The following is a 26,627-nucleotide window of genomic DNA, read 5'->3' as shown; positions in this document are numbered from 1 at the left end:
GTACGTGAAAATACATCTTTTGGACTTTTTAAATAAAATTATATCTCAAGATGTTGCTTCTTTTTATGGAGTAGGAGGGAAATAGTAGAGGGGTTTTGCCTGAGATGACAGAGCAGATTTGATTAAGACTAGCTCTAAAACCGATTTTGAAGCGTAGCCATACGATTGCGGTAATAACCAAATATGCAACTGCCTTTTGTGAAGCTTATTTTGTCGTGAACTGCGAGCTCTTGGGCAATCAGCCGCCACGGTTTTGTGTATGATTTCGTTGCGTGTTTGTATGCAAGGACTTTCGTAAATAGGCTGAAACCAGCAATTAATTTTATACGGTGTTGGCAGTAGTATTTTATTCAGTCTGTAATTTATAATCAATGTATGAAATAAAATTCCATATTCCTTCTGTTAGGCGTTGAGTGCATTTAATGGTTTTTGTATATCGGTTTGTTTTTATATTTAATTCATAATCTGCTCCATCGAAACCAGGGTATTCATAAATGTCTTCGTATTTATCAAATTTCAGAATTTCCAAATATTGTTTAATTTGATTGAATGTTGAATCAGAAAAAGTTAGTGTTTGTAATTCATTATAATTCTTTGCTCTTCGGTATTTTATTGTTTTATCATCAGAGATAGTGAATTCAGCTAAATTTGAAGAGAACTTAACATAGTATGTTATTTCGTGTATTTCTAGTTCAGGTTTATTAATTAATTTTTTTTTAAATAGAATAATATCATTACTGAATTCGGATACAACAGGTTTGAACACTAATTCTCCATTTAGATTACTTTTTAGATAGTACTTTTCAATTTCATCAAAATCGTTTATAAACTGTAGTTCAATTTCATTCGTTAATTTCAATTTACCAACTTCGTCAAGATTTGATACTTTTTCAAACAAGCGTTTTTTTACAAATGTTGAATCTTTGAAACGAAATTCATTACACAGCGAATCAATCCAAACAGTATTTTTTAAATCATTAAATGTGTTCAGCTTATCCGACTTCCAATTGCAATTTGAAAACAGAACACAACTAAATAAAATAATAATTATTCTCATAGATTGGTTTTGCGATATTACTGCCAACAGGCCACTACATAAAGCGAGTGCGGCATTTTGCTGGTGTGCCTGTTTTTTGTTTTTTAATTGATTGTTTAAATATACACTTATTTGTGAATCTGTCGCCGCGCGTAGAGCTTTCAAATCCCAATGTACTTCGGGACGCGTTATGTAATACTTCTTGCATCTGACGAAAGAGGGACAAACGAGAGGAAGGCACCGGTCTCGGCTAAGTGTAGTGTTGTACTAAGGAAACGTTGAGTTTCCGTCTGCGCACGAGGCTAAAGCTTTTGGTTTTGATTTATTTTTTCTAGTCTAAAGCTAAATCCCAAAGATTTAGCGACATCATAAATATACACAGACCTTTCATTTTTACCGTAAAGTCCGTATTACGTTTAGGCATTGTTATCTGCTGGCTTTTTCCGCACGATTTGTATTTTTCCCAGCATTTCAGTCCCTTCTTGATTGAAAAAATAAGTTGTAGCTGAGTTTGGATTTTGATTGTTGAAAATATGTAAACTTAATAATTCGTATTCATCTTCGTATTTTTTCAATTCTGTTCTAAGCTCCTCAAGTCCAACAACTTTTAAATAGTCCAAATTTGATTTTAATAAAGAATCGTAGATGGATAAATTCAATTCTTTACTTTGAGACCCTATATTTTTTGTCAGTCCGTTTTGTCCATTATACTCTTCAAGAGTTTTTTTGATAAGGGGAAGATTAATTCTATCATCTGAATATAAATCATCTCTATTCAGATACATTTGAAGCATTTTCTTGAACAAGTTTGTGTCGTAAATTAAGTCCTTACTTCTGTATTCAAACGAATCTCTAGTAACTTTTAGCTTAGTTAGTTTAGTGACTGGTCCATTCGTTTCATACGATACTTTGTAAATACACTTATCCGACCAGCTCCGTGCAAAATATAGAAATCCATTCGTAACAAATATGTTCCATTTTTCATCCATACTGTCCGCAAAAATTCCACGCTCAAGAAGTCCAAACTCACTTTCGTTTAAATCGATGTCCAATTCCGCTTCAGCAAATTCAGAGGAGAATGATTCGGCAATTTGTATTTGTCTTTCTGGTGTCATTTTTGAGCTTGCAGATAACAGGCCACTACACAAAGCGAGTGCGGCTCCCGATAGCTATCGGGATTGCTGGAGAGGCTCTGTTGATTGTTTTTTAATTGATTTTCTAAATATACGAGTATTTGAGAAAGTTGACGCTTTCGCGAAAGCGTAAAATCAGGAAGGCTCTACGATAAGAGTTAGTAATTAAGATAGGGGTAAAAAAGCTTGATCATAGCGCTTACAATCGCTCTTAAACCGATTTTGAAGCGTAACCATACAATTGCAGGAATTACCAAGTATGCAACTGCCTTTTGTGTGGCTTATTTTATCGTGAACTGCGAGCCCTTGGGCAATCAGCCGCCACGGGTTTGTGTATGGTTAGTTGCGAATAAAAGCGCGAGAACTTTCCGATATATAAATGGAGTAAATTAGAAAAGATGGAACAAATGGAAAGTACAAAAGCAGCAATTTTATTTACACGATGTTGGGTGTATTTTTTATTCGGTTAATCTATTTTTTAAATCCATTCTTTCGTGTAATATTCTTATGATTTCAATTCTGTCTTCAGAAATTAAATCGTAAAATATTATGTGTTTTCCAGATTTAAGACCGAGTAAATTGTCAATTACTCCAAAATATTCTTTTCCTACATCAGGATTATCACCTATTCCTTTACAAGCAAGCTTGATTGTTGCATAATATTTGTCAGCTTGTTTTTCCGACCATTTTTCGTAAGTATAGTCCCAAATGTCATTTAAGTCATCTATGGCTTCTTGTCTTAAAACAACTTTAGCCATTCTTTCTTTTTTCAGCTTTTAATCTTTGTAGGTTTTTTTCAAAGTCGAAATCTTCCACTATTGGACTATTCAGTCCTTCTTGGATAGCATTTCTTAAAGCAATCATTTTGTTTTCTTCATTTTCCAAAAGTCGAAGTCCAGCACGAATTACCTCGCTCACATTTTTATATCTTCCAACAGAAACTTGTGAACTCACAAATTGGTCAAAATAATTTCCAAGTGATATAGACGTATTTTTCATATTTTAATGATTTACTCAAATTTACCAATTTTTGGTAAAAACTCCAAATTTATCTCGATTTTGAAATTACACCTAACAGACCACTACATAAAGCGAGTGCGGCTCCCGTTAGCTATCGGGATTGATGGTTTTAATTTTTAATTAATAATCTTATTATATCAAAAAGGAGAATCAAAAAGATTGCTACCATAAAGAAATCTATTATAGCCCTATTATTCCTCGTAATAAAACTGTAAATCACAATGCCTATGATTATAAGGTCATAAGTCAGTCTTATTATTTTATTAATTTTAAATTTTCTCAAACTTTTGTTCTTAATCACAAATGTGTTGGATAGTTTATCGTGAATAGCCCTTTCATAATCAGTTATTCCAGATAAAAGACTCCAGAACCTAGAAACATTCCTTATAAATAAATTTAAAACAGATGGTTTTTCTCCTTTCTTATTTACGACTTTTGTCTGTGTTTGTAATTTAGAAATTGTCTGACCTAAAATCATTTCTAAACTGAAATAGTACATAAATCGCACAATGTAAAATGTCAAAATTCCAAAAATCAAGTTTTCGTAAGTCAGAATAGAGATGAAGATTCCAAGAGTTGACGAAATCAGAAAGTCTATTCTAAAATTTTCTGACCTATCATCTTCAGATGCTAAATCCAAGTTTCGATAAATTTCGTTTGTTATTTTCATTTCGCAAATTACAGCTTACAGGCCACTACATAAAGCGAGAGTTCCTCTCGATAGCTATCGGGAATGATGGAGTGCCTGTTTTTTTGTTTTCAACTCAGTTCTTTGGTGTGTGTAGTTAATTAAATTAATCGATCCTTTAAAGACTCATATTGTTTTCTGAGTTTACCCACTTGAAATAACAAGAATATGGCAATAATATTGAAACTTATCATAAACTGACTCCTATCAGCCAATTGGCCTATTTCAAAATAGGAAGTCCAGAAAATGAAGCCAGTAATAAAATCATCAGTAAGATCGAACTGAACACACATAATTAACCCTGACCCAAAAACATACATTAAACCGCTTATTTTAAAACCCAGAATTTGAATCAATTGATTGACTTTCGAGTAGGCTAATCCCTTAGAATAATGTTTGCCGATTAGTAAGTTCCCGGAATAAATAGAGAACACAAAAAGTATCAATGGAACTGTAGAAACAAGTAATTCACGACTTTGTAAATTTTCAATCATTATCAGTGTATATGACATAAAAACAATTCCGATAAAGCCACCGGCAATTTGGTAAATTGCGAGTAATTTATTTCTTTTCTTGAATTCATTCATCTTGTATTCGTATTACATACAACAGGCCACTACACAAAGCGAGTACGCCTCCCGATAGCTGTCGGGATTGTTGGTTTTAATTTTTAATTGATTCTTCTAAATTATTGACACAAAGAGGGCCTATTTAATTTTATCCATTTTGTCGGTAAACAAATTAATTAATCCCTCTTTATAAGGGTGTCCATCTTTAAAGCAATCCTTCTCTTCAGAGTCAAAAACTATTAAGCAAGTAAAATAATCATACATTGTTTCAGTTCCGTCAGTTACTACAGTAAAGGTTTTATCATTTCCGTCTATGAGCTTTACATCCTGCCAAACAATTCTTTTAATAATTTGGTGATGTAATCCACTTAACTTTTCGCTCCATTTACCATAATTCTGACGCATTAGTTTCTTTGCATCTGTAGCTGATTCCATTTTGTAAAATCGGAGTTCGTTTACATAAATTGTATCGTTTTCAACTACGACTGGTGTATTCACTATTTTAAAATCAGAATACTTTGGTTCTATGATGACATCCTTTGAAGATGAACAACTCCAGCCGATAACTGCCATTAATATACAGATGTATTTTTTCATAATTACTTGTTACAGGCCACTACATAAAGCGAGTGCGGCTTCCGATAGCTATCGGGATTAATGGAGTGCTTGTGTTGGTTGTTATTTAACTCAGTTCTTTGTTGTGGCTGTTTTTATAATAACTTCTTTATTCTTTTTTTTAACTTCTTTTCATCCAATTCTTTGTATTCATCAAGAATTCTGATCCTAAATTCTGGATTTTTTTCGAGAATTAACGTATAAGATTTAATCACTTGATTTATAGAAAAAACACAAGCGTTCAGTTTATTATATTTCTTGCTTTTTAGTTTGTATAAAAGTTGGTTATAAGAATAAACTATTAAAAAATGCTTTTCATATTTGTGTCCTTTCCATTCTTTATTAATCTCTTTAGTTCCACTTACATTAATAGGGAAGCTTGGGTAATTGAAAAGTTGGAACTTTATTAGATTTGCTGATTTAGATACAAACTCAGTATTATCAGACTCAGATGGGTTTTCATTAATCCATTCAATAGTTTTCTCAAACTCTTTCTCACTTATCTGGCCAAATGTGATAAAAGGAAGTGTTAATAAGCTTAATACTAAAATTAGTTTTTTCATATAGCTTCTTTCAAATTACAGCTAACAGGCCACTACATAAAGCGAGTGCGGCTCCCGATAGCTATCGGGATTGATGGAGAGGCTCTGTTGATTGTTTTTTAATTGATTCTCTAAATATACGAGTATTTGAGAAAGTTGACCCTTTCGCGAAAGCGTAAAATCAGGAAGACGCCACGATGAAAATTATAGATCAAAACTAGCTTAAGAGCCTGTGGTGAGCTTTGCCGGAAGAGGATAGTTGTTTATGTTGGTTTTTAGTTGGCTACTTTTTTTATTCATTACGGTAATATTTTTGGTCCAATAATATTCATCCACAAAATATAACCTGCTATTCCACCAATAAATCCGCATAAAATAAAAGTCAGACGTATTTCTTTAGGTATTATTTTAAAAACTACATAAATAGCAATTACAGTTCCAAGAGTAGCTAAAATTAATGGAATTGTTCCTGACCATAAATTCAAGCCTTGTGAAATACGTAATTCATCTCCACCAAACCAAGTTCCGTTTGGCGAAATTAATTCTTTACCAATTGAAGTAACAATATTAAATATTTCTCGTAACCAGAATAATGAAAGGAAAATAGCAAACCAATCTAAAACTCTCAATCCCTTTTTATAAATATATTTCCTACGCCATATTAAAATTAATAATCCAATAGTTCCTGTCAAAGTTGTTTGTAAAGGACCTCCAATTGTAACAAGTAAACTACTATTTGATTTTTCACTCCAATAGCGTTTCTGTAAAATATTATTGTATTCTTCTGTTTTTTCTTTAATCTCCTTTGGCCAAGAGTCATATTCAATATCCGAATAATCTTTTGTTAAATTTCTAACCGCTATTACATCTTCATCCTCTAAATATCCTTTTGGTAAATAACCCATACTACCATAATGTAGTGTAGTTTCATAGTTAAAGGATTTAGCTACAATTATATGTCCGTATTCGTGACTTATGGTGCCGATTACTGTGAACAGAATAAATCCAATAGTGAGAATTAAGAGTGATTTTATGTTGATTGAAATGTTCATTTAAATGAGCCACAACAGGCCACTACATAAAGCGAGTGCGGCTCCCAATAGCTATCAGGATTGATGGAGAGGCTCTGTTGATTGTTTTTTAATTGATTGTTTAAATATACACTTATTTGTGAATCTGTCGCCGCGCATAGAGCTTTCAAATCCCGATGTACTTCGGGACGCGTTATGTAATAGTTCTTGCCTCCGACGAGAGAGGAATGACCGAGAGGAAGGCACCGGTCTCGGCTATGATTAGTGCGGTGACAAGCAAACTTTTTGTTTCCGTCTGCGCACGAAGCTACATTTATAAGATATAGCAACTTCAATAATAAACTCAGACCTTTCGGTTTTGCCTTAAAGACCGCACTGCATTTAGCTTTAGTTGTTATCAGAAATGATACACAAACGTAAGAACGTTTTTCTTTAGTATTTATGTCCGTCTAGACAAACAATCTTTAGACTCAGAACAAAAATCACACTAGGTAATAGAAGACTTCAATTGAGATTTCTCAATAGATTCACACGTCTTATTGAAAAATTTTTGTGGTTGGTCTACATAAAATGAGATTGTTGTATAATTATTTTTAATGCCATATAAGCTGTAGAGCGTTTCAGTGTTCTTAAGAGTTAAGATTACATTATGAGCCTCATATCTACCAAAAATGGAGAGGCTACTTGTTTTTTGTTGCATATTTTTAGAAGAAAGTACAATACTCTTAATGTTGTTTAACTCAATAGAAGTTTCTTTCATTATCCCATATCTCAAACGAAGGATATCTTCTTCAAAAGAGATTGGTCTTTTAATAATAGATTTTAGTAAACCTAGAATTTGTAGTAATGTATAGATGCTTAAAAAGGTAATCAACCAAGCTTTTGGATTGCCCTCTTGTTCTAAGATATAATGAAAGACTGTAGCCTCTACGCCTATGATGAGCATAATGCCCAGTAATATTGAAATAGATGCGCTTTTTTTATGAATTGAAAATTCTCCATTTTTAAGTGGGCGGCGTTTCCAATTTATAATTGCATAGTACACTACTGTAATTTCTGTAGCAATTATTCTAGCCATAAACTTAGGGAGAAGATCTTGAGAAATTGTTTTTACAGTCGTATAAAAATCTATATGGTTATCTCTATTATGTCTATAATTCAGTCGTGCCTTTCGAAGGTTTACTATGATATATACGAGAATTCCAACTTCTAAAATAGGCAACAACCAGGTTCCTAATACTGGCAATACGGTCTGACTTTCTGCGGGTATTATTTTGTAACAGATAAATAGACCAATAAGTAAAGCTATAACAACTGTGCTCTTTGAGACTTCCTTTTTTCGAATTAAAAGAAAATAAATTAATGGAACGGTTAGAATTAAGTCTATAGTTATCCACACAGAAATTAAACTAGGGTTTGCTGTAAACTGATTTGATTTTGAAATAAAAATCAACAGGCTTAAAAGAGCAAGAGGAATTAAGAAGGGTATAACTTGATTCTTAATATCGATGTTTCTAATGTCCATATAGAGATATATTAAAATTCAATTATTTTTTTTGAGCTTTTAACTCAGTTCTTTGTTTGCGGTAGTTTTTATTTTTTCATTCCTGTATTCTATATGATATTCTCTTTCCTTATTTTCAATAACCGCTTCAAAAGGTTCAGGCTTTATTTTTATGGATGTTGGAAACCAAATATCTTTTAAATTATAGTTTGGTAAAAGAAAAATTCCTTCTTGTGAACCATTTGTTCCAAATCGATCTATATCTCCTTTCCAATATTCTGTTTGTAATTCATTTTGAAGTTGGTCATTTGTTTTTTTAACATCTGCTGTAGGCATTCCCATTTCATTTACTCCCAAAACTTTTGAAATATCAAATTCGTCAAAATCATTATTATTCAAATCATATCTTACAATAAACTCAGCTATGTTTCCACTTGCATCATAAAAGTAAAATGAGTCAGCATTCCAAGATTCAAAGTTTTGAGTTTTTCTGCCATTTTCAATATTTACAATTTCAGTTCTTTTTTCCATCCATTTTAAAGCTTCGTTTAATTTATTGGAAGGGATTAAAAAACAATAATGATATTTATATTCTCTTTCTGTTTTTTCGAATACTAATTCACTCCAACCAATTTTTACAGAAAAATGATTAGCAGTCTGTTTTAAAACTTCAAACCCTAAAGTCTTTGAGTAAAACTCTAATTCTGACTCTAATTTATTAGTGTAAAGTTTTAGTTTCTTAAATCTCATTGTCTATTCTATACAGTTTTTTAATTACAGTTTACAGGCCACTACATAAAGCGATTACGACATCCTTATACAAGCTCAGCACAAGTTTTGCTGCTGTGCCTATATTGTTGTTTTTAAATTGATTGCTTAAATATACGAGTATTTGATGAAGATGACGCTTTCGCGAAAGCGTAAAACCACGATGACGCTACGAAGAAGATTATAGATTGAAATAGAAGTGAAGAACCTTGATTTTATTATTAATTTGCCAATTTTTTATATGCATAGTAGTAGAGTGTTTTTTATTTCATTTCGTAAATAGGAATACTCTCTTTAGAGTCTGAAATTAGTATCGCATAATCTAAAAAATCTAAAGTAGACATTCCTTTTACAGCATCTCCATTAGACTTTTGATCCTTCATAATAACCTCAATTAGGTCAGGTTCATTAATTAGGTATGGCGATTCTTTTTTATTTAACCTGAAAAGAGTTTTTTCTGATATTTTATGGTCTTTCAAATTTTGAATACCTCTAAAATATTCCTTTTCATAATCCCCTATTCCATAACCTGCTTCCACAGTATAACCACTGTAATTTCCTTTATCATCATAAGTTTCGTCCCAAACGACCATACTATTTGTAAGATATCCTATTATTGACAACACTTTATCTTTTGGGTATACTTCGTTCTCGATAAGTCTTGTAAAAAATGAAGGATTGCCCTTTTTTCCTTCTCTAGATTTCTCTATGTGAAAAAAGCCAACTCTCATAAATTGAGGTTTATTTTTAAAATCATAGATTGAGCTAAGGTTTAAGTAATTTTCATAAATGACCTCTTCTCTGTTTACTTTCTTTTCAAAAGAGATTTTTATGTTTTTTAATATATGTTCAAATACTTTGATATCATTGATTTTTGATTTGTACAACTCTTTATTTTCTTCATAATCAACTATAAGTCCTTTCAGTTTATGATGAGCAAAACTTAAATCTCCTAAGCTATAACTTGTAGTATCTATCTTAACCATTTCTTTAATTTCCGTAATTGGAGTTAAGGTTTCATTGTCATCTTCAACAAGTTCTAAAAGGTGTTTTGAAACATATTTGTAATTCCTTATCCATTCTATGCCCAGTACTTTAATTTTAGATTCTAGCGGTAGAGAATCATTTAGAGTTTTTATTTTTTTCCATTTCTCATAAAATTCAATAGTACGTTCTTGAGGTGTGTGATATCCATTATACACAACTAGTTCTTTTAAAAGCGTTGTATCTCCTGTTTGTAAGAAATGATTAAAAAAGTGAGCAGTACTATAATCGACCTCGGGTAAATAATATTTAATTGTTCCTTCTTTTGTAAGAGATTCTAGAAGTTTCAATTCTACATTTTCAGTCTCAGCGCTTCCGTGATAAGCCCCAAACCCAATTATTTTAAATTCTTTTTGTGGAAATTCGAATTTAGATGAAGTTAAGTCAAATCTATTTTTTCTTAAATAATCCGTTTTCGTTTGTGTGCAAGATTGCAAAATCACAAAAGATAAAAGTAAAATGAATATTTTTCTCATTGTTATTATTTCTCATATAGACAGTCCTTTTTTCAAGATGTAACAGTTTAGTGAGTATGTTTTTTCTAATGCTCTAAAACCAGCCACTACATAAAGCGAGTGCGGCATACTTCGACAAGCTCAGTACAAGCTTTGCTGGTGTGACTGTATTGTTGTTTTTTTATTGATTGTTTAAATACACGAGTATTTGAGGAAGATGATGCTTTCGCGAAAGCGTAAAACCACGATGGCGCTACGATGAAGATTATAGATCGAAATAGGAGTGAAGAACCTTGATTTTTGCCCTTACAATATCTCTAAAACCGATTTTGAAGCGTAGCCATACGATTGCGGTAATCACCAAGTATGCAACTGCCTTTTGTGTGGCTTATTTTGTCGTAAACTGCGAGGCTTTTGGTAATCAGCCGGCACGTGTTTGTATATAGAAAGTTGCGTGTTTGCGTGCGAGGAATTTCCAAAGTAAAATCAGAAGCTAGCAAAAGTGCAACGACCAAACGGTAAAACTAAAATAAGCAATGTTTTTTACACGGTGTTGGCAACTGGCTTTTTATGCATTCACTCTAATAATTTGTCCGTTAACTTTTCCTTTTACACTTTTTACATATGCATTAATTACTTTACTCATCGGTACTGGATTATGCCCAGGAAAAACATCTTTATATTTTTCATAAGCATCTTCTACCATATCTGAAGAAACTGCATTTACTCTCAGATTATTCTTCATTTCCAAAACTACAGCTTTTACAAAACTGTGAATACCACCGTTTACCATTGCTGCACTCGTTGTTTGAGCTACTGGTTCATCTGCCAAAATACCTGTGGTAAGCGTAATTGAACCTTTCGGGTTTAAAAATTCTTTTCCAATTCTTACAAGATTTACTTGCCCCATAAGTTTACTTTTTAAACCAATATAATAATCGTCTTCGGTTAGTTGTTCAAAATCAGCCCATTTAGCTTCTCCAGCGATACAAATAATTGCATCTAACTTTCCTGTTTTCTCGAACATTTCTCTAATCGAGTTACTATCTGCAAGGTCTAAAGTTACATCTCCACTTGTTCGACCTGCGATTAAAACTTCATTGTCTTTTTTAAAGTGCGAAGAGACCTTTTTACCTATCGTTCCATTTCCTCCTACTATTAAAATTTTCATATTATTTTTTTTAAGTTAAACATTTATTTTTATTGCATTTGCGTTTTTCTTTTTGTCTTTTATAAATTGTCAATGTAGCTATTACGCTCCAAAGTAGGTTGGTTACAAATGACGGAATTGCATTGTAATAATAGCAATTGAACGCAATAAACAGACCACCTAAAAGATTCATATACTTACCTAATTCTAAATACTTTTTATTTTGAAGAAGGGTAAGAGCATACGCAAGAATTATTAATCCTGAACCTGACCAACCTAATATGTCAAATAATATTTTCATAGTTTGTTATATCTCGAAATATAGATGTATTTAACTAAATTTTTTTAGGTGATAAAATCTATATATTCCTTTATTGTTTCTTCGTTTCTTTTTAAATAAGACCATTTTCCGTGTCTTGTAGAAATTAATAATCCACATTTTTCCATATTGGTTAAGTATGTTGAAATCGTGGATTGAGAAAGTCCAGCTTTTTCTTGAATATAAGTAACACAAACACCATCGTTAAAATGTTTTAATGTTTCGTGTGGTGGAAAGTTAATTTCGGGTTTTTTTAACCATTCCATTATTTGCACTCTGGTTTCATTAGATAAACATTTTCCTATTTCTGTGGCCGTTTTTAATTTCATATAACAAATGTATCTATAAATCTCGATATATAAAAATGAAAGTGTTGTTTTATTTGAAGTACATTGTTTTTTTAGCTTGTTGCCAACAGGCCACTACATAAAGCGAGTGCGGCTCCCGATAGCCATCGGGATTGCTGGTTTGCTTTACTTTACGGTCTTGATTTGTTTGGACTAAATATACAATGAATTTTGGATTTGTGCGCCGCGCATAGAGCTTTCAAACCTGCCTCTCTCATCATCGACGAAGGAGTCAGCGACTGAGAGGATGATGGTGGATGAGATTTATAATAAGGCATAAATTCGCGTTATGTATTAGTTCTTGCATCCGACGAGAGAGGGACGAGCGAGAGGAATGCACTCTTGCAACTACGTGTGAGCTTTCTATACTTAAGATGTATGCCCTAGGCATTTTTGAGTCCTGCCTCCGACGAGAGAGGAACGACCGAGAGGAAGGCACAAGGTGGCGGCTGATTGAGTAGGGTGGGAGCTTTAAAATCCTAGCAGATTTGCTCTATGATCTATCTGTGCCAGATCCTTGATTATAGCGCTTACAATCGCTCTAAAACCGATTTTGAAGCGTAGCCATACGATTGCGGTAATTACCAAGTTTACAACTACCTTTTGTGTGGCTTATTTTGTCGTGAACTGCGAGCCCTTGGGCAATCAGCCGCCACGGTCTCGGCTATGAGTAGTTGCGTGTTTTAGCACTTAACTTTGCAAGTACACACCAAACTGAAAATCCGCGAGGATTTTCAGAAGTAGGCGAGTACAAGCAATTACTTATAGCCATTGTTGTGCTTTCGTTATTTATCTATTCGTTCATTAATTAATTTCCTTATATTTTCCAATTCTACTATACCATATTCCAAAATCGGTATATAATTATTATATAATTTGTGGTAACTACTAATTACGTAATGCCTATATTCTTGACTATTTACAAAATAATCTTGTAGCTCCTTACTGCTATTATCTTTTGTTATTGTTTTACTTATCCATTCGGGATACCAACTGTAATTGTCTCTAAATGAATTTATAACTAACCAAATTTCATCAGAAATTTCTTTCTCCATAGTATTAATGACTGTTCCAGTATCATATATTTCAATCAAATACAATGATAGACTATCTTTAGAAGCAATTGATTTTAAGCGTTCAACACCGCCTTTATTCATATTAGTTGCTGTAATTCTGTTCATTAATCGAGATAAACCGTCGTCCAATAAATCTATAGTTCTAGTATCTGAAATGACAGCATCGTAAACGGGTTTTATAGAATCGTAATATTTGATAACGTTAGAAAATTCGTTAATATCATTATCTAAATCGAGTACAATCTGCTTATAAATATCAGTAATTTCAGCTTGTTGCTTTCTATTTTCATTCCAGTTGTTGATTTGTAGTGCAATTAAAATTCCAATGACTACAAGAACAATTTCTCCTATGGCATATTTAAAATACTTTCCAGTTTTTCCCTCTGAAAGTAAATTTTGTCTAATTTTTCTAAAGAATTTTAACATTGGTTAGCGGTTTGTCATAATGAAACACAACAGGCCACTACATAAAGCGAGTGCGGCTCCCGATAGCTATCGGGATTGCTGGTTTGCTTTACTTTGTGGTCTTGATTTGTTTGGACTAAATATACAATGAATTTTGGATTTGTGCGCCGCGCATAGAGCTTTCAAAAATGTCGTATTCGCGTTATGTAATAGTTCTTGCATCCGACGAGAGAGGGACGACCGAGAGGAATGCACTCTTGCAACTACGTGTGAGCTTTCTATAATTGAGATTTGTAACCTTTAGGCATTTTTGAGTCCTGCCTCCGACGAGCGTAGCGAGAGGAAGGCACAAGGTGGCGGCTGATTGAGTAGGGTGGGAGCTTTAAAATCCTAGCAGATTTGCTCTATGATCTATCTGTGCCAAATCCTTGATTTTTGCTCTTACAATCGCTCTTAAACCGATTTTGAAGCGTAGCCATACGATTGCGGTATTTACCAAGTATGCAACTGCCTTTTGTGTAGCTTATTTTATCGTGAACTGCAAGCCCTTGGGCAATCAGCCGCCACGTTGTTGTATAAGATTTGGCGGACTTAGTTTAAAGCTCTAAACTTTGGGTTAAGCACCAAAACTCGTATTAATTATAGCCATTGTTGTGCAACGGTTTTTATTTCGCTTTTGCCAATGCCATTTTCACAGCAAGTCCAGTTAATACCGAAGCCATAAACCACTTCTGTATTCTTAACCAAATTGGCTTTTTCGAGAACCAGCTTGCCATTTTAGCAGCTGATATAACAATTAAAAAATTAACTGAAAAACTTATTATTATTTGTATAATTCCAAGTTGAAAACTTTGACCTAAGATAGAACCATATTCAGGCTTTATAAATTGAGGAAAAAATGAAAGATAAAATACTGCCATTTTTGGATTTAGGATATTTGTCAAAAGTCCAATATTAAAGAGTCTAAGTGGTTTGTCCGATTTCAGATTTTGGTCAGCGTCAAAAATTTTGTTTTTGGATTTCACAGTATTATAGGCTAAATATAATAAGTAACCGACTCCAAGAAATTTAACTACTACAAAGGCATAAGGAATAGCAAAAAATATTGCAGTCAGTCCAAAAGACACCAGAAGTATATGGAACAAAAATCCACACATAACTCCAAAAAGAGATATAATTCCGGCTTTTTTTCCTTGCGATAATGACCTTGAAATTAAATAAATCATATTCGGTCCAGGAGAAACAACCATAATCAATGCAGCTAATCCAAATAGTAATAAATCGTTAATTGGTATCATATTTCAATTTTCAGTAGTTCATTTTTCAACTGTTGCACAACAGGCCACTACATAAAGCAAGTGCGGCTCCCGATAGCCATCGGGATTGCTGGTTTGCTTTACTTTGTGGTCTTGATTTGTTTGGACTAAATATACAATGAATTTTGGATTTGTGCGCCGCGCATAGAGCTTTCAAACCTGCCTCCCTCATCATCGACGAAGGAGTTAGCGACTGAGAGAATGATGGTGGATGAGATTTATAATAAGGCATAAATTCGCGTTATGTAATAGTTCTTGCATCCGACGAGGAAGGAACGAGCGAGAGGAATGCACACTTGCAACTACGTGTGAGCTTTCTATACTTAAGATGTATGCCCTAGGCATTTTTGAGTCCTGCCTCCGACGAGGAAGGAACGACCGAGAGGAAGGCACAAGGTGGCGGCTGATTGAGTAGGGTGGGAGCTTTAAAATCCTAGCAGATTTGCTCTATGATCTATCTTTACAAGATCCTTGATTATAGCTCTTACAATCGCTCTAAAACCGATTTTGAAGCGTAGCCATACGATTGCGGTAATCACCAAGTGTGCAACTGCCTTTTGTGAAGCTTATTTTGTCGTGAACTGCGAGCCCTTGGGCAATCAGCCGCCACGTGTTTGTGTATGGTTAGTTGCGTGTTTAAGCAACTAATTTAGTAAACAAAAACGAACGCGAGAAAATTCCGAAGGAATTTTCCAAGTAAGCAACGACCAAAGCAATTAATTATACACATTGTTACCACACGTTTTTATTTTCCTTTTCGTCTATAATATTCCGCCATTTCTTTTATATATTCCGACTGAATATTATTCTTTTTATTATCTTTTTGCTTTATTAGTTTTTCGCCTTTAAAATAAAAGTTCGAATCAGTTATAGTATCTGTTCCAGCATCATTGAATTCAACAATCCGAGAATAAATTAATAAACTATCTCTAAAGTAAAATTGAAAATTCGCAGGTTTACGATTTGATTCATTTTCATCTGCTACAATGCGCTTTACGATTCCGTTTTTATCAGTTAGCACATAAATTTCAGAACCGCCAGTTATTTCGTGTTCAGAACTTTCCTCAACAACATATTCAACAATTAGTTCAGAGTAATCTTTTCGGTTGTCAACTTTTTTTACATATCTGTCAATTTTTGATACGGAATAATTACTTCCGCAAGAAATCAGGAAACTATAAATTAATGCTATGACGATTGTTTTTCTCAAATGTGTGGTAACAGGCCACTACATAAAGCGAGTGCGGCATTTTGCTGGTTAGCCTGTATTTATTTGTTTTTTAATTGATTGTCTAAATATACACTTATTTGTGAATCTGTCGCCGCGCGTAGAGCTTTCAAACCTGCCTCCGACGAGCGTAGCGAGAGGAAGGCATAAATTCGCGTTATGTAATAGTTGTGGCTGGTTGCAACTACGTGTGAGCTTTCTATAATTGAGATTTATAATCTTTAGGCATTTTTGAGTAGTGGCCTGTGGCGGCTGATTGAGTAGGGTGGGAGCTTTAAAATCCTAGCGGGTTTGCTCTATGATCTATCTGTGCCAGATCCTTGATTATAGCGCTTACAATCGCTCTAAAACCTATTTTGAAGCGTAGCCATACGATTGCGGTAATAGCAAAGTATACAACTGCCTTTTGTGAAGCTTATTTTATCGTGAACTGCGAGCCCTTGGGCAATCAGCCGCCACGGTCTGGTATAAGAATAGTAGGGCAGAAAGTAAGTTGTTTCCATTCGGTTGAGCCACAAGCCCTTTTTTTGTTTTATTGGTTTTACCATTTACATTAATTAAAAGCTAAAACAAAAAAAGGGCGACTTTGCAAACACAAAAACCCTTTTAATTAAGCCAAAAATGCCCTATTATTTTTATACTTTGTTGTGTGCAGTACTTTTGCCCTGTGTTTATTCCAAATTCCGTCTCACAATTTCTTGTCCAGTTTCTCCAAAATATTCTGAAATAATTTTTTGCCAAAGAACCATTCCATTTTCTGAATTTGAAAATAATACTAAACCTTGTTTGGAATTTTTTAAGATTAAAGCAATGGTTTTTGTTCCATAATCTCCACCAGTATGCATAAATGCAGTTTCGTTATTTGGTAAATCCATTAGCATTTGCATTCCCAAACTCCAATCAATACCCGGTTTTTCGTGAGATTGAGGTGTTAAAAATTCATTATATAGATTTTCTGATAAGCCAGCTCCATTCAATATATGAACCAAAAATTTAGAATAATCTTCTGCTGTAGTCATCAAATTTGCGGCAGCATTTGTATTTGTGTACTTTTCATAGTTTATAGAGTTTCCATTTTCATCGTGTTCTACTGCGTATAAATTTTCATCGAAATTTGCTGTCCAATTAAAAAATGTTTTATTCATTCCAAGTGGATTGAATAATTTTTCTTGTGCAATTTCATCAAATGGACGACCCATTTTTTTCTCAATTGCTTTTCGAAGATATTCAAAACCTTCTCCAGAATACTTCCATTTTGTTCCAGGTTCATACTGAAAGAACAATTTTTTGTCTTTTGTTAAATACCTCCAATTAGGAAAACCAGACTGATGCGATAAAATATGTCTTGTAGTGAGTTTATTAAGAAATTGGCTTTTTGCTATATCATCATCTATAAAGTATTTCGAAACAGGTTCATCCAACTTCCAACTTCCATCCTCAATTAATTTTAATACCACCATTGCTACAATGGGTTTTGTTAATGAAGCTACTTTATATATACTTTGAGAAGAAATAGGCTTACCTTTTTCTTGATAACCAAAATTTCGAACTTGTTGTAATTTTCCGTTTTTTATATAACCAATTGAAATCGATGGAATTTTATGTTTTGCTAATAATTTTTCAATTTGTTTGTCGTTGTCAAATAGTTCGTAAGTATAATCAGCATTGAATTTAGCTCCATATTCTTTTGCTGGTGGACTATGTTCGTAGCTCAATATTCTTTTTACTTTCCATTTTCCGTTGTCTAATACCCAAGTGTGTATAAACTTTCCTTGTTCGGTTGCATAAATTTCTTTGTTAGGTTCTTTAATATAAAATATATGCTCTCCCGTTTGTATGGCTCCATAAATTTTACCTTCGTTTTTGAGAGGATAAATTTGAAGCGTTTCATTGATTAATCTTCTAATTGGTTTGAAATTTACGTTTGAACAAATGCTTTTAGAAAATGAGTTGTAAAATTGTTCTAAATTTTGAGTTCCATTTTGGTCGTGAAAAAATTCTAAATCCTTATGAAGGACTTCTCTTAAAGCATCGTAATTACATTTGTTAAACCCTTCATTAAAGATAAGGCTGTCTGCTTTTTTAAGATTTAGAAAAATTGATGAGTCCTTGCTTACTTGAGAAAAACTCAATTGTAGAGTAAAGGATAAGATAATTGCTAAAATCGATTTGTACATTTTCATTATTAATTTGATTGATGTTTTACTTTACAATTATCTTAAAACCTTTTGACAAAAGGCTGCGAAAACACCTGACAATGAAACGACAATAAGCTGACAGTTTTTATAAAAAACTGAAATTCAAGCAAATATAGAGTCTTTGGTTTTTATCAATTGAAATAGTATTTCTAACAATAATAAACAAGTTTACAAGTACAGAAAGTATGATTATTACAAGGGTTAATTGATTGCTAATGCCAAACCACTTTCTCACAAATGGGCTTAATATGAAGCAAGTAAATGCAATTATTGTCCATAAAATTTGAATAGAAATAATTTGTTTTGTGACTTCGTTGATTTCTTTATTACGTTTCATAATGAAAAAAGGAAGTAGTATGTTAATTGGTGGAAAAACAATACCTACAATTGATGAAAGATTAATGATTTTGACCAATTTAAAATCGATGAGTTTAGTTTCTAATTTATTTTCTCTTAAATCATTTTCGGAAATCTTTAATACTTCTGACAATGTTCTCAAAGTATGTCCTTTTGGTTTTGCTCCAGATTCAATTCTTTGAATAGTACGGACTGATATGCCTGCCTTTTCAGCCAGTTCATCTTGTGTGAGATTAAGTTTTTCTCTATATTCAGAAAGTTTAGACATTTTTTAAATCAGTAGTTGGATTTTTCAATCATTAACGGTTTTTCGTGTATTGCACACAACAGGCCACTACATAAAGCGAGTGCGGCTCCCGATAGCTATCGGGATTGCTGGTTTGCTTTACTTTGTGGTCTTGATTTGTTTGGACTAAATATACAATGAATTTTGGAGTTGTGCGCCGCGCATAGAGCTTTCAAAAATGTCGTATTCGCGTTATGTAATAGTTGTGGCTGGTTGCAACTACGTGTGAGCTTTCTATACTTAAGATGTATGCCCTAGGCATTTTTGAGTAGTGGCCTGTGGCGGCTGATTGAGTAGGGTGGGAGCTTTAAAATCTTAGCAGATTTGCTCTATGATTTATCTGTGCTAGGTTCTTGATTATTGCTCTTACAATCGCTCTTAAACCGATTTTGAAGCGTAGCCATACGATTGCGGTAATAACCAAGTATGCAACTGCCTTTTGTGTGGCTTATTTTATCGTGGTCTGCAAGCCCCTTGGGCAATCAGCCGCCACGTATATATAAACGCAAGTTATTAAAAACATATAAGTTATCATACCCATACTAGTTGTATAAACGAATGTTTTGGTGATTTTTTACCAATCTCGATTTTCAGCGTATAAACGAATGTTTTAACTTATTAACACAACTCTCACAGTTAGCTATCTCAATCACTAGCAGGTTTACTTGTATTGCATCTTTTATTTTCTTTCGCGAAAGCGTAAAAACAAACAAACTAGCTACACAATCTACTTAAACATATATCTCACTTCTTAAAAACAGTAAAGCCATCTTATAAAGATGGCTTTACTTAAAAAGTATGTTACAATCACATACTTAATGGAAGAACGTCTCATTCTAGTAATACGTAAACCTACGTACTTTAGAAATGTATTTTGCAAGGCGTATTACCTGGTGGCTGTATCCATACTCGTTATCATACCAGATGTAAAGAAGTACATTTTTACCATCCTTACGTACGATAGTGGCATTACTGTCATAAATACTAGGAGCAGATGAGCCTATAATGTCGCTAGACACAAGCTCATTATCTATAGAGTACTTAATTTGCTCTACAAGCTCACCCTCTAGTGCATACTTTTTAAGAAGTGTATTTATCCCTTCTATGCTTGTCTCTTTTGTAAGCTCAAGGTTAAGTATTGCTAGAGATCCGTTAGGCACAGGTACACGTATCGCGTTTGAGGTAAGCTTCCCTTCAAAATGTGGTAGCGCCTTACTCACTGCCGCACCAGCACCAGTTTCTGTAATCACCATATTAAGAGCAGCGGCTCTACCACGGCGGTACTTACTGTGCATATTATCTACCAGATTCTGGTCGTTTGTATATGCGTGTATGGTCTCTAGGTGACCTGTTTGTACACCTAGGGTGTCATCTATGGCTTTAAGAATAGGTGTAATTGCATTTGTAGTACAAGATGCTGCACTAAAGATTTGTACCTCATCTGGGTTGTGCTCTTGGTGGTTTACACCGTGCACAATGTTAGGGATTCCTTTACCAGGAGCGGTAAGTAATACCTTTGCCACACCCTTGCTTACTAGGTGCCTGCTTAGTTGCTCTTTATCTCTAAAGGCACCCGTGTTATCTATCACAAGGGCATCTTTTATACCATAAGCGGTATAGTCTATATCTTCTGGTGCATTTGCACTTATAATATTTACCGTAGTACCGTTTATAATGAGGGCTTGATTTTCTACATCTACAGAGACGGTACCTGTAAAGTCACCGTGTACGGAGTCACTTTTAAGAAGACCTGCTCTTTTCTCAAGTATACCGGCATCTATCTTACCTCTTGTAACCACAGCTCTTAGTCGTAACTGGCTACCTTTACCCGTGCGTGTCATAAGCTCTCTGGCTACAAGACGCCCTATACGGCCAAAACCGTAAAGCACCACATCCTTAGGCTCAATAGGCGCTGCCTGCTGTGCAGGTTTAAGGCGTTGTGCAATAAAGCTCGTTGCGTTTTCATTTTCTTCTAGGTGGTACTCATACGTAAGCTTACCTATATCTAGCTTAGATGGTGGCAAGTCTAGTTGCTTTATAGCCTGCGCGATCTCTACACTATCAAATATAGAGATAGGCTTCCCTACAAAGGCTCCTGCATACTCGTGAAGGTCTAAAATCTGACTCACGTTGCGATCCATCACTTGGTTTCTAAATAAAACAAGCTCTATAGCATTGTCATACCATAGGTCGCTAGCTATTTTAATAAATTCTACAGTGGCTCTTCGGCGGTCTGCTTGAAAGGAAAGTTCTTTTTCGTATGTTTCTGATTGACTCATAGTAAGATACTAAACGTTACATTGTTTTTTTGTACGCTTTCGCGAAAGCGTAATTTTTCAAATTTTGTGCAAAAGTAGCCATTTCTGTCTGTTACTCAAACGTTTTCGTAAATGAATTTCTCACACAAAAAAATAACCCCTCCAGAAACTGAAAGGGTTATAATATTAAAGTGTGTATTGCTTAGTCAAAAATAAAGCGGTTGCGCTCGCCTCTTTTGTCATTAAAAACAATGCTTACAGGCTCGTTTGGGCTTTTATTTTTAAATATTTCTTTTACGTCATCTATAGAGTTTACCATAACATCATCTATTTCAGATATCACAAGACCTTCTATACGGTAACGCTTCATTGCTTCTGTGAGCGTCTGGCTTATCACAACACCATTTTTGGCTTTGTACTTGTCAAGGTCTTTTGGGGAGGCATTTTTAACCTGTATCCCTAGTCGCTCTATGTCAAAGGTGACAGACTTTACTAGTTTTACAGGTAAGGTCATAAGCTCATCGTCACGTAAAATCTCTACTTGTATAATGTCATTAGGTCGCTTGGTATTAATGTATCCAGAGAGGTCAGAAAACTTAGTAATTTTTACATTATCAAGTTTTTTGATAATATCACCAGTGGTGATACCTGCTTGCTCTGCACCACTCTCATACTCTACGCTGGCTACATAAAAGCCTTCTGTAGTATTAAGGTCTTGATCTTTTGCAATGGCAGCATTAAGTGTGCCTCCAGTAACACCTAGTATTCCTTTTTGTACAGAGCCATATTGCATAATGTCTTCCATAATCTTACGAGCATTGTTAGACGGTACGGCAAATGCATACCCTACATAAGATCCCGTTTGTGAGGTGATGGCCGTGTTAATCCCTACCAGCTCACCAAATATATTTACAAGTGCTCCCCCACTGTTACCAGGGTTAATAGCCGCATCTGTCTGTATAAAAGACTGGAAGTTTGCATCACGCTCATCTATATCTCTCGCCTTTGCAGAGACTATACCTGCGGTAACGGTAGAGGTAAGGTTAAAAGGGTTACCTACGGCAAGTACCCATTCTCCCACCTTTGTAGCATCACTATCGCCAAAGGGGATATAAGGCAACTCCTCACCAGCATCTATTTTAAGGATCGCAATATCTGCCTTTGCATCTTTACCTATCACTTCTGCCATAAAGGTTTTATTGTTATTAAGCGTGACCTCTACCTCAGAGGCGCCATCTATCACGTGGTTATTTGTAATAATGTATCCATCTCCAGAGATAATCACACCACTACCGGCACCTACAATGCCTTTATTAGTTTGCCCGCCACCACGTAAATATTCCATCATATTACGCGGTTGCTTGTACACTTGTACATTTTTTACGTGCACCACACCATTTACCGTGCGCTCTGCCGCTTCTGTAAAATCTACACCGCTGGCAGCTGCCGCAAGTGCTTCATAATTTACTGGGGTATAGGCAGGGGTGGTTTGGGTTTGTACTGGGGTTGAGACTACTTGTGTAGGCTCTTCTATAAATAATTTATAAGATCCTAGCGTTATTGCGCCGGCTAGTAAGGCGATTAAGAATGTTCCTCCGATTTTTTTCATAGTCCTTAGCATTTTATCAATAATCGTTAAAATTAAAAATTTAGTATTCTGTCGGTTTCTATTTAACTGGCATTTAACATCAAAAAGGAGTTTGATATTTGCTACTTTTGTCGCTTATATTGAGCATAAATGACAATTTCTTTTTCAAAATATCAAGGCACCGGTAATGATTTTGTAATCATAGATAACCGTCTAGATATATTTCCCAAAGATGATACCAAACTTGTTGCACAACTCTGTGACCGTAAATTTGGCATAGGGGCAGATGGTTTAATGCTGCTAGAAAGTCACCCTTCGGCAGATTTTAGAATGGTGTATTATAATGCAGATGGTAATGAGAGTAGTATGTGCGGTAATGGTGGGCGATGTTTGGTCGCTTTCGCGAAAGCGTTATCACTCATAGATACCCACGCTACCTTTGAAGCGGTAGATGGAATGCACGAGGCCACCGTAAAGGATGGAATTGTACACCTTAAAATGCAAGATGTTGCAGAAATTAAAACAACACCAGAATATAGCTTTCTAGATACCGGGTCGCCACATCACATTAAAATGGTGAGTGACGTAAAAACCGTTGCGGTAAAAGAAGAAGGTGCAGCCATACGTTATGGAGCGCTTTATGGAGAGGCTGGAAGTAATATAAACTTTGTGCAAGAGCTAGAAGATGGTCACTTTGCCGTGCGCACTTATGAGCGTGGGGTAGAAGATGAGACCTTGAGCTGTGGTACGGGAGTTACCGCTGTGGCAATTGCAGCTCATAATAATGGTGTAACTTCAAAAAATAATATACAGCTGGATGTAGAGGGTGGTAAACTAGCGGTGTCTTTTACAAAAACAGCTACGGGTTATACAGATGTATATCTTATAGGTCCTGCGACCTTTGTTTTTAAAGGGGAGTGGCAATGTTAACACTACGAGGTACACGTGCGGCTTTACGAGCCCTAGAGCTAGAAGATCTAGAGGCACTTTATGAGATAGAAAATAATGAGGCACTCTGGTTTGTAGGTGAGACGCTAGCGCCCTACTCAAAGTTTGTACTTAAAGAATACCTGGCAAATGCGCATAAAGATATATTTGAGATGCGACAGTTGCGTCTTGCTATTTGTGATGTAACTTCTGGAGCTTTTTTGGGTCTTATAGACCTCTTTGACTTTGATCCTCATAATTTACGTGCGGGAGTGGGCGTTGTGATTGCAACAGAAACAGAAAAGCGCAAGGGATATGCTAGTGAGGCGATAGCCTTACTTAAAAAGTATGCAAAGACACATCTCCATATGCACCAGTTATATGCAAACATAGGAGATGAGAATAAAGCAAGCATAGCACTTTTTGAAAAAGCAGGGTTTGAGCTTGTGGGCATAAAAAAAGAATGGAGACGCAGGCGTGACCTCACCACAGGTGAAGAATCATTTACAAACGAATTATTATATCAACACATATTATAAATGTACATCAAGAGAATACTTTTAATCATCGGGATAGTGGGCGTAGTAGTAGGCGGTATTTTTGCCTACACGGTTTACGACGCTATTTTTTCTGATAACACAGCGTTTAATAATGAGCGCGCTCATTTATACATTCCTACGGGAGCAGATTTTAATGATGTAACGGCAGAGCTTACGCCATTACTTAAAGATGTAGATGCATTTGCATCTGTTGCTCAGAAAAAGGGATATGTGTCTAACGTAAAACCGGGTCACTATATCATTAAGAAGGGTATGAGTAATAATGATATTATTAATACCATTCGTGTTAAAAATGCGCCTGTAAAGGTGGCTTTTAATAACCAAGAGCGCCTAGAGGATATGGCCGGCCGTATCGCTACACAGATAGAGGCAGACAGTACCTCACTTATTAATGCAATGCTAGATGTAAACTTTTTACGTGAGCACGATTTTAATAAGGACACGGCACTTACTATGTATATTCCTAACAGTTATGAATTTTTCTGGAACACTAGCGCCGAAGATTTTAGAGCGAGAATGCTTAGTGAGCACAAAAAATTCTGGAATAAAACCAGACTCGCAAAAGCCGAAAAATTAAACCTAACGCCGGCAGAGGTGTACTCACTTGCATCTATCGTACAGAAGGAAACCGCAAAGACAGATGAGCGACCACGAGTAGCAGGCGTATACCTTAATAGACTTAAAAAAGGAATAAAACTAGACGCAGACCCTACCGTTATATATGCCGTAAAGCGTACTAAAAATGACTGGGATATGGTGATAAAGCGCGTGCTATATAAAGACCTTGAGACAGACTCTCCTTATAATACGTATAGAAATAGAGGGATACCACCAGGGCCTATATTTATGCCAGACGTAACAGCAATACAGGCGGTTCTTAACCCAGAGAAGCACAACTACTATTACTTTGTGGCAGATGTAGAAAATTTTGGCTACCACAAGTTTGCAAAGACACTATCGCAACATAATGCAAATAGCGCCGCATATAGAAGGTGGGTAAATAGCAAGAAGATCCATCGTTAAGATAGCATCTCATAAAATTATATAAACCCAAACTTAGTGTTTGGGTTTTTTTATACCCGAGCTTAGAGAGGTGCAAAAACAGGTAGATGCCCGTATGTTAAAATGGTGTTATACCTTATAGTTGGTCATATTTTCTGAATTATTTTTGCGTTGTAATGTATGATAATTGACGTTTTAGGTAATTTTATACTTGTATTAAATTACATTAAAATATGCTAAAACGTTATAGTTGAACTTATTTTGTGAGTGTAAGTGTCATAAAATCAGTGACTCATAAAGTTTTGCTAAAAAATTAAAATAAGTTTTTCTGGTAATCTTTAAAGGTTGTATTTTTGCGCGCCGAAACAGACAGCACCCTAAGAGAAATTTAAATAGTAATTTCTTGGCTGTCGAAATGTATTTATATGGTTAGGAACTTGATAAAAGTTACTGTATTGCCTCTTATGTTAGGTATTCTGATAGTGTCAAACAAATCAGAAAAAACATATGATTTTTCCCACTATACCACAGATGGTATAGCTATGGACTTTAGTGTTCCTCTTCCAGAGGAGACGGTTCAAACCCCTTTTGTATTTAACCCTACACCGCTTACTGGTAAAAATTATACCGGTTTTAAAGAAGCACTTGCTTTTAAAGAATCTCGCGGTGATTATCTTACAATAAACAGATTTGGATATCTAGGTAAGTACCAGTTTGGTGCATCTACATTAGATCTTTTAGGTATTCAAGATGGCTCTGAGTTTCTAGAGAATCCTGTACTGCAAGAGCAAGCCTTTTTACTTAATGCCTCTCGTAATAAATGGGTCTTACGTCGTGATATAAAACGATATGAAGGTCGCTGGATCTCTGGCGTGCGCGTTACCGAGTCTGGTATACTTGCAGCAGCACACCTTGCTGGGCCTGGTAGTGTAAAGAAGTTTTTACGCTCTGGTGGAGCTACTGGTTTTCAAGATGCCTTTGGTACAAGTATACGTAGCTATATGAAGCGTTTTTCTGGCTATGATGTGTCAAATATAGAAGCGATTAAAAAGCCTTCATTAGAAAATTTATCAGCTAGTTTATAATAGCATAAACATACACTTATATACAAACCCCCAGTATCATTATGATGCTGGGGTTTCTTTTTGTTACGCTTTCGCGAAAGCGTAATAACCCACCTCACCATCACTTCATAAAGCCATTGC

The 26,627-nt window shown here is 34.9% G+C and carries 26 protein-coding genes; 4 read left to right on the top strand and 22 right to left on the bottom strand.

Features of this window, described 5'->3' with window-relative positions; all coding sequences use genetic code 11:
• Positions 1-346 precede the first annotated feature (346 nt).
• From MED134_RS04105 to MED134_RS04000, 22 genes are all read right to left on the bottom strand, one after another.
• Positions 347-1,201: a hypothetical protein gene (locus MED134_RS04105; RefSeq protein WP_021778628.1), complete on the bottom strand. Its 855-nt coding sequence runs from the start codon at positions 1,199-1,201 to the stop codon at positions 347-349.
• Positions 1,202-1,452: 251 nt separating this feature from the next.
• Complete coding sequence (locus tag MED134_RS04100) at positions 1,453-2,151, bottom strand: hypothetical protein (RefSeq protein WP_021778629.1); 699 nt, start codon at positions 2,149-2,151, stop codon at positions 1,453-1,455.
• Positions 2,152-2,627: 476 nt separating this feature from the next.
• A complete protein-coding gene (locus tag MED134_RS04095; RefSeq protein WP_021778630.1) occupies positions 2,628-2,927 on the bottom strand; it encodes a type II toxin-antitoxin system RelE/ParE family toxin in 300 nt (99 codons plus the stop codon).
• Entirely contained in the window at positions 2,920-3,168 is a 249-nt protein-coding gene (locus tag MED134_RS04090) for a type II toxin-antitoxin system ParD family antitoxin (RefSeq protein ID WP_021778631.1), read from the bottom strand. The genes MED134_RS04095 and MED134_RS04090 overlap by 8 nt, the downstream gene beginning before the upstream one ends.
• Before the next feature lie 130 nt (positions 3,169-3,298).
• On the bottom strand, positions 3,299-3,859 hold the full coding sequence (locus MED134_RS04085) for an RDD family protein (RefSeq protein ID WP_021778632.1): 561 nt from the start codon (positions 3,857-3,859) through the stop codon (positions 3,299-3,301).
• Between the two features lie 119 nt (positions 3,860-3,978).
• Positions 3,979-4,464 carry a hypothetical protein gene (locus MED134_RS04080; protein WP_038597060.1) on the bottom strand — a complete coding sequence of 162 codons (486 nt, stop codon included), beginning with the start codon at positions 4,462-4,464 and terminating at the stop codon, positions 3,979-3,981.
• A 120-nt stretch (positions 4,465-4,584) separates the two neighbouring features.
• Complete coding sequence (locus tag MED134_RS04075; protein ID WP_021778633.1) at positions 4,585-5,043, bottom strand: hypothetical protein; 459 nt, start codon at positions 5,041-5,043, stop codon at positions 4,585-4,587.
• A gap of 113 nt (positions 5,044-5,156) precedes the next feature.
• Entirely contained in the window at positions 5,157-5,624 is a 468-nt protein-coding gene (locus MED134_RS04070; RefSeq protein WP_021778634.1) for a hypothetical protein, read from the bottom strand.
• Positions 5,625-5,902: 278 nt separating this feature from the next.
• Positions 5,903-6,508 (bottom strand): hypothetical protein, encoded by a 606-nt coding sequence (locus tag MED134_RS04065; RefSeq protein ID WP_237747145.1) that lies wholly within the window; start codon positions 6,506-6,508, stop codon positions 5,903-5,905.
• Positions 6,509-7,121: 613 nt separating this feature from the next.
• Positions 7,122-8,159 (bottom strand): hypothetical protein, encoded by a 1,038-nt coding sequence (locus tag MED134_RS04060; RefSeq protein ID WP_021778636.1) that lies wholly within the window; start codon positions 8,157-8,159, stop codon positions 7,122-7,124.
• A gap of 39 nt (positions 8,160-8,198) precedes the next feature.
• Complete coding sequence (locus MED134_RS04055) at positions 8,199-8,888, bottom strand: VOC family protein (RefSeq protein WP_021778637.1); 690 nt, start codon at positions 8,886-8,888, stop codon at positions 8,199-8,201.
• A 281-nt stretch (positions 8,889-9,169) separates the two neighbouring features.
• Positions 9,170-10,426: a hypothetical protein gene (locus MED134_RS04050; RefSeq protein ID WP_021778638.1), complete on the bottom strand. Its 1,257-nt coding sequence runs from the start codon at positions 10,424-10,426 to the stop codon at positions 9,170-9,172.
• A gap of 547 nt (positions 10,427-10,973) precedes the next feature.
• Complete coding sequence (locus MED134_RS04045) at positions 10,974-11,576, bottom strand: short chain dehydrogenase (protein WP_021778639.1); 603 nt, start codon at positions 11,574-11,576, stop codon at positions 10,974-10,976.
• 10 nt (positions 11,577-11,586) lie between these two features.
• On the bottom strand, positions 11,587-11,856 hold the full coding sequence (locus tag MED134_RS04040) for a CBU_0592 family membrane protein (protein WP_038597053.1): 270 nt from the start codon (positions 11,854-11,856) through the stop codon (positions 11,587-11,589).
• 44 nt (positions 11,857-11,900) lie between these two features.
• On the bottom strand, positions 11,901-12,203 hold the full coding sequence (locus MED134_RS04035) for an ArsR/SmtB family transcription factor (protein ID WP_038597050.1): 303 nt from the start codon (positions 12,201-12,203) through the stop codon (positions 11,901-11,903).
• 803 nt (positions 12,204-13,006) lie between these two features.
• Complete coding sequence (locus MED134_RS15190) at positions 13,007-13,723, bottom strand: DUF6090 family protein (protein ID WP_021778640.1); 717 nt, start codon at positions 13,721-13,723, stop codon at positions 13,007-13,009.
• Between the two features lie 644 nt (positions 13,724-14,367).
• Complete coding sequence (locus MED134_RS04025) at positions 14,368-15,000, bottom strand: LysE family translocator (protein ID WP_021778641.1); 633 nt, start codon at positions 14,998-15,000, stop codon at positions 14,368-14,370.
• A 763-nt stretch (positions 15,001-15,763) separates the two neighbouring features.
• A complete protein-coding gene (locus MED134_RS04020) occupies positions 15,764-16,228 on the bottom strand; it encodes a hypothetical protein (protein WP_021778642.1) in 465 nt (154 codons plus the stop codon).
• 689 nt (positions 16,229-16,917) lie between these two features.
• A complete protein-coding gene (locus MED134_RS04015) occupies positions 16,918-18,429 on the bottom strand; it encodes a serine hydrolase (RefSeq protein ID WP_021778643.1) in 1,512 nt (503 codons plus the stop codon).
• 100 nt (positions 18,430-18,529) lie between these two features.
• The gene (locus MED134_RS04010) at positions 18,530-19,069 is read right to left on the bottom strand and encodes a helix-turn-helix domain-containing protein (protein ID WP_021778644.1); all 540 of its coding nucleotides are present in this window, start codon (positions 19,067-19,069) and stop codon (positions 18,530-18,532) included.
• An 854-nt stretch (positions 19,070-19,923) separates the two neighbouring features.
• Positions 19,924-21,366, bottom strand: a complete 1,443-nt coding sequence (locus MED134_RS04005; RefSeq protein ID WP_021778645.1) for a glyceraldehyde-3-phosphate dehydrogenase — start codon at positions 21,364-21,366, stop codon at positions 19,924-19,926.
• A gap of 181 nt (positions 21,367-21,547) precedes the next feature.
• Complete coding sequence (locus MED134_RS04000; protein WP_038597046.1) at positions 21,548-22,954, bottom strand: trypsin-like peptidase domain-containing protein; 1,407 nt, start codon at positions 22,952-22,954, stop codon at positions 21,548-21,550.
• Between the two features lie 129 nt (positions 22,955-23,083).
• Between MED134_RS04000 and dapF the strand changes: the two genes are divergently transcribed.
• From dapF to MED134_RS03980, 4 genes are all read left to right on the top strand, one after another.
• The gene (dapF, locus tag MED134_RS03995) at positions 23,084-23,863 is read left to right on the top strand and encodes a diaminopimelate epimerase (RefSeq protein ID WP_021778647.1); all 780 of its coding nucleotides are present in this window, start codon (positions 23,084-23,086) and stop codon (positions 23,861-23,863) included.
• A complete protein-coding gene (locus tag MED134_RS03990) occupies positions 23,857-24,399 on the top strand; it encodes a GNAT family N-acetyltransferase (protein ID WP_021778648.1) in 543 nt (180 codons plus the stop codon). The genes dapF and MED134_RS03990 overlap by 7 nt, the downstream gene beginning before the upstream one ends.
• On the top strand, positions 24,400-25,443 hold the full coding sequence (gene mltG, locus MED134_RS03985; RefSeq protein ID WP_021778649.1) for an endolytic transglycosylase MltG: 1,044 nt from the start codon (positions 24,400-24,402) through the stop codon (positions 25,441-25,443). It abuts the gene before it with no gap.
• A 404-nt stretch (positions 25,444-25,847) separates the two neighbouring features.
• Complete coding sequence (locus MED134_RS03980) at positions 25,848-26,507, top strand: hypothetical protein (RefSeq protein ID WP_021778650.1); 660 nt, start codon at positions 25,848-25,850, stop codon at positions 26,505-26,507.
• Positions 26,508-26,627 lie beyond the last annotated feature (120 nt).

The sequence above is a fragment of the Dokdonia sp. MED134 genome, from assembly GCF_000152925.2.
Taxonomy (GTDB): domain Bacteria; phylum Bacteroidota; class Bacteroidia; order Flavobacteriales; family Flavobacteriaceae; genus Dokdonia.
This window is presented reverse-complemented; position numbering and strand designations above follow the sequence as displayed.

What these genes read in the sequence shown, in the direction of transcription:
- MED134_RS03980 (WP_021778650.1), top strand. Translation starts at nt 25,848, where the DNA reads ATGGTTAGGAACTTGATAAAAGTTACTGTATTGCCTCTTATGTTAGGT.
- MED134_RS04080 (WP_038597060.1), bottom strand. Translation starts at nt 4,464, where the DNA reads ATGAATGAATTCAAGAAAAGAAATAAATTACTCGCAATTTACCAAATT.
- MED134_RS04000 (WP_038597046.1), bottom strand. Translation starts at nt 22,954, where the DNA reads ATGAAAAAAATCGGAGGAACATTCTTAATCGCCTTACTAGCCGGCGCA.
- MED134_RS04100 (WP_021778629.1), bottom strand. Translation starts at nt 2,151, where the DNA reads ATGACACCAGAAAGACAAATACAAATTGCCGAATCATTCTCCTCTGAA.
- MED134_RS04015 (WP_021778643.1), bottom strand. Translation starts at nt 18,429, where the DNA reads ATGAAAATGTACAAATCGATTTTAGCAATTATCTTATCCTTTACTCTA.
- MED134_RS04045 (WP_021778639.1), bottom strand. Translation starts at nt 11,576, where the DNA reads ATGAAAATTTTAATAGTAGGAGGAAATGGAACGATAGGTAAAAAGGTC.
- MED134_RS04025 (WP_021778641.1), bottom strand. Translation starts at nt 15,000, where the DNA reads ATGATACCAATTAACGATTTATTACTATTTGGATTAGCTGCATTGATT.
- MED134_RS04005 (WP_021778645.1), bottom strand. Translation starts at nt 21,366, where the DNA reads ATGAGTCAATCAGAAACATACGAAAAAGAACTTTCCTTTCAAGCAGAC.
- MED134_RS04040 (WP_038597053.1), bottom strand. Translation starts at nt 11,856, where the DNA reads ATGAAAATATTATTTGACATATTAGGTTGGTCAGGTTCAGGATTAATA.
- MED134_RS03990 (WP_021778648.1), top strand. Translation starts at nt 23,857, where the DNA reads ATGTTAACACTACGAGGTACACGTGCGGCTTTACGAGCCCTAGAGCTA.
- MED134_RS04050 (WP_021778638.1), bottom strand. Translation starts at nt 10,426, where the DNA reads ATGAGAAAAATATTCATTTTACTTTTATCTTTTGTGATTTTGCAATCT.
- MED134_RS04060 (WP_021778636.1), bottom strand. Translation starts at nt 8,159, where the DNA reads ATGGACATTAGAAACATCGATATTAAGAATCAAGTTATACCCTTCTTA.
- MED134_RS04055 (WP_021778637.1), bottom strand. Translation starts at nt 8,888, where the DNA reads ATGAGATTTAAGAAACTAAAACTTTACACTAATAAATTAGAGTCAGAA.
- MED134_RS04065 (WP_237747145.1), bottom strand. Translation starts at nt 6,508, where the DNA reads ATGGGTTATTTACCAAAAGGATATTTAGAGGATGAAGATGTAATAGCG.
- MED134_RS04070 (WP_021778634.1), bottom strand. Translation starts at nt 5,624, where the DNA reads ATGAAAAAACTAATTTTAGTATTAAGCTTATTAACACTTCCTTTTATC.
- MED134_RS04095 (WP_021778630.1), bottom strand. Translation starts at nt 2,927, where the DNA reads ATGGCTAAAGTTGTTTTAAGACAAGAAGCCATAGATGACTTAAATGAC.
- MED134_RS04010 (WP_021778644.1), bottom strand. Translation starts at nt 19,069, where the DNA reads ATGTCTAAACTTTCTGAATATAGAGAAAAACTTAATCTCACACAAGAT.
- mltG (WP_021778649.1), top strand. Translation starts at nt 24,400, where the DNA reads ATGTACATCAAGAGAATACTTTTAATCATCGGGATAGTGGGCGTAGTA.
- MED134_RS04075 (WP_021778633.1), bottom strand. Translation starts at nt 5,043, where the DNA reads ATGAAAAAATACATCTGTATATTAATGGCAGTTATCGGCTGGAGTTGT.
- MED134_RS04085 (WP_021778632.1), bottom strand. Translation starts at nt 3,859, where the DNA reads ATGAAAATAACAAACGAAATTTATCGAAACTTGGATTTAGCATCTGAA.
- MED134_RS15190 (WP_021778640.1), bottom strand. Translation starts at nt 13,723, where the DNA reads ATGTTAAAATTCTTTAGAAAAATTAGACAAAATTTACTTTCAGAGGGA.
- MED134_RS04035 (WP_038597050.1), bottom strand. Translation starts at nt 12,203, where the DNA reads ATGAAATTAAAAACGGCCACAGAAATAGGAAAATGTTTATCTAATGAA.
- MED134_RS04090 (WP_021778631.1), bottom strand. Translation starts at nt 3,168, where the DNA reads ATGAAAAATACGTCTATATCACTTGGAAATTATTTTGACCAATTTGTG.
- dapF (WP_021778647.1), top strand. Translation starts at nt 23,084, where the DNA reads ATGACAATTTCTTTTTCAAAATATCAAGGCACCGGTAATGATTTTGTA.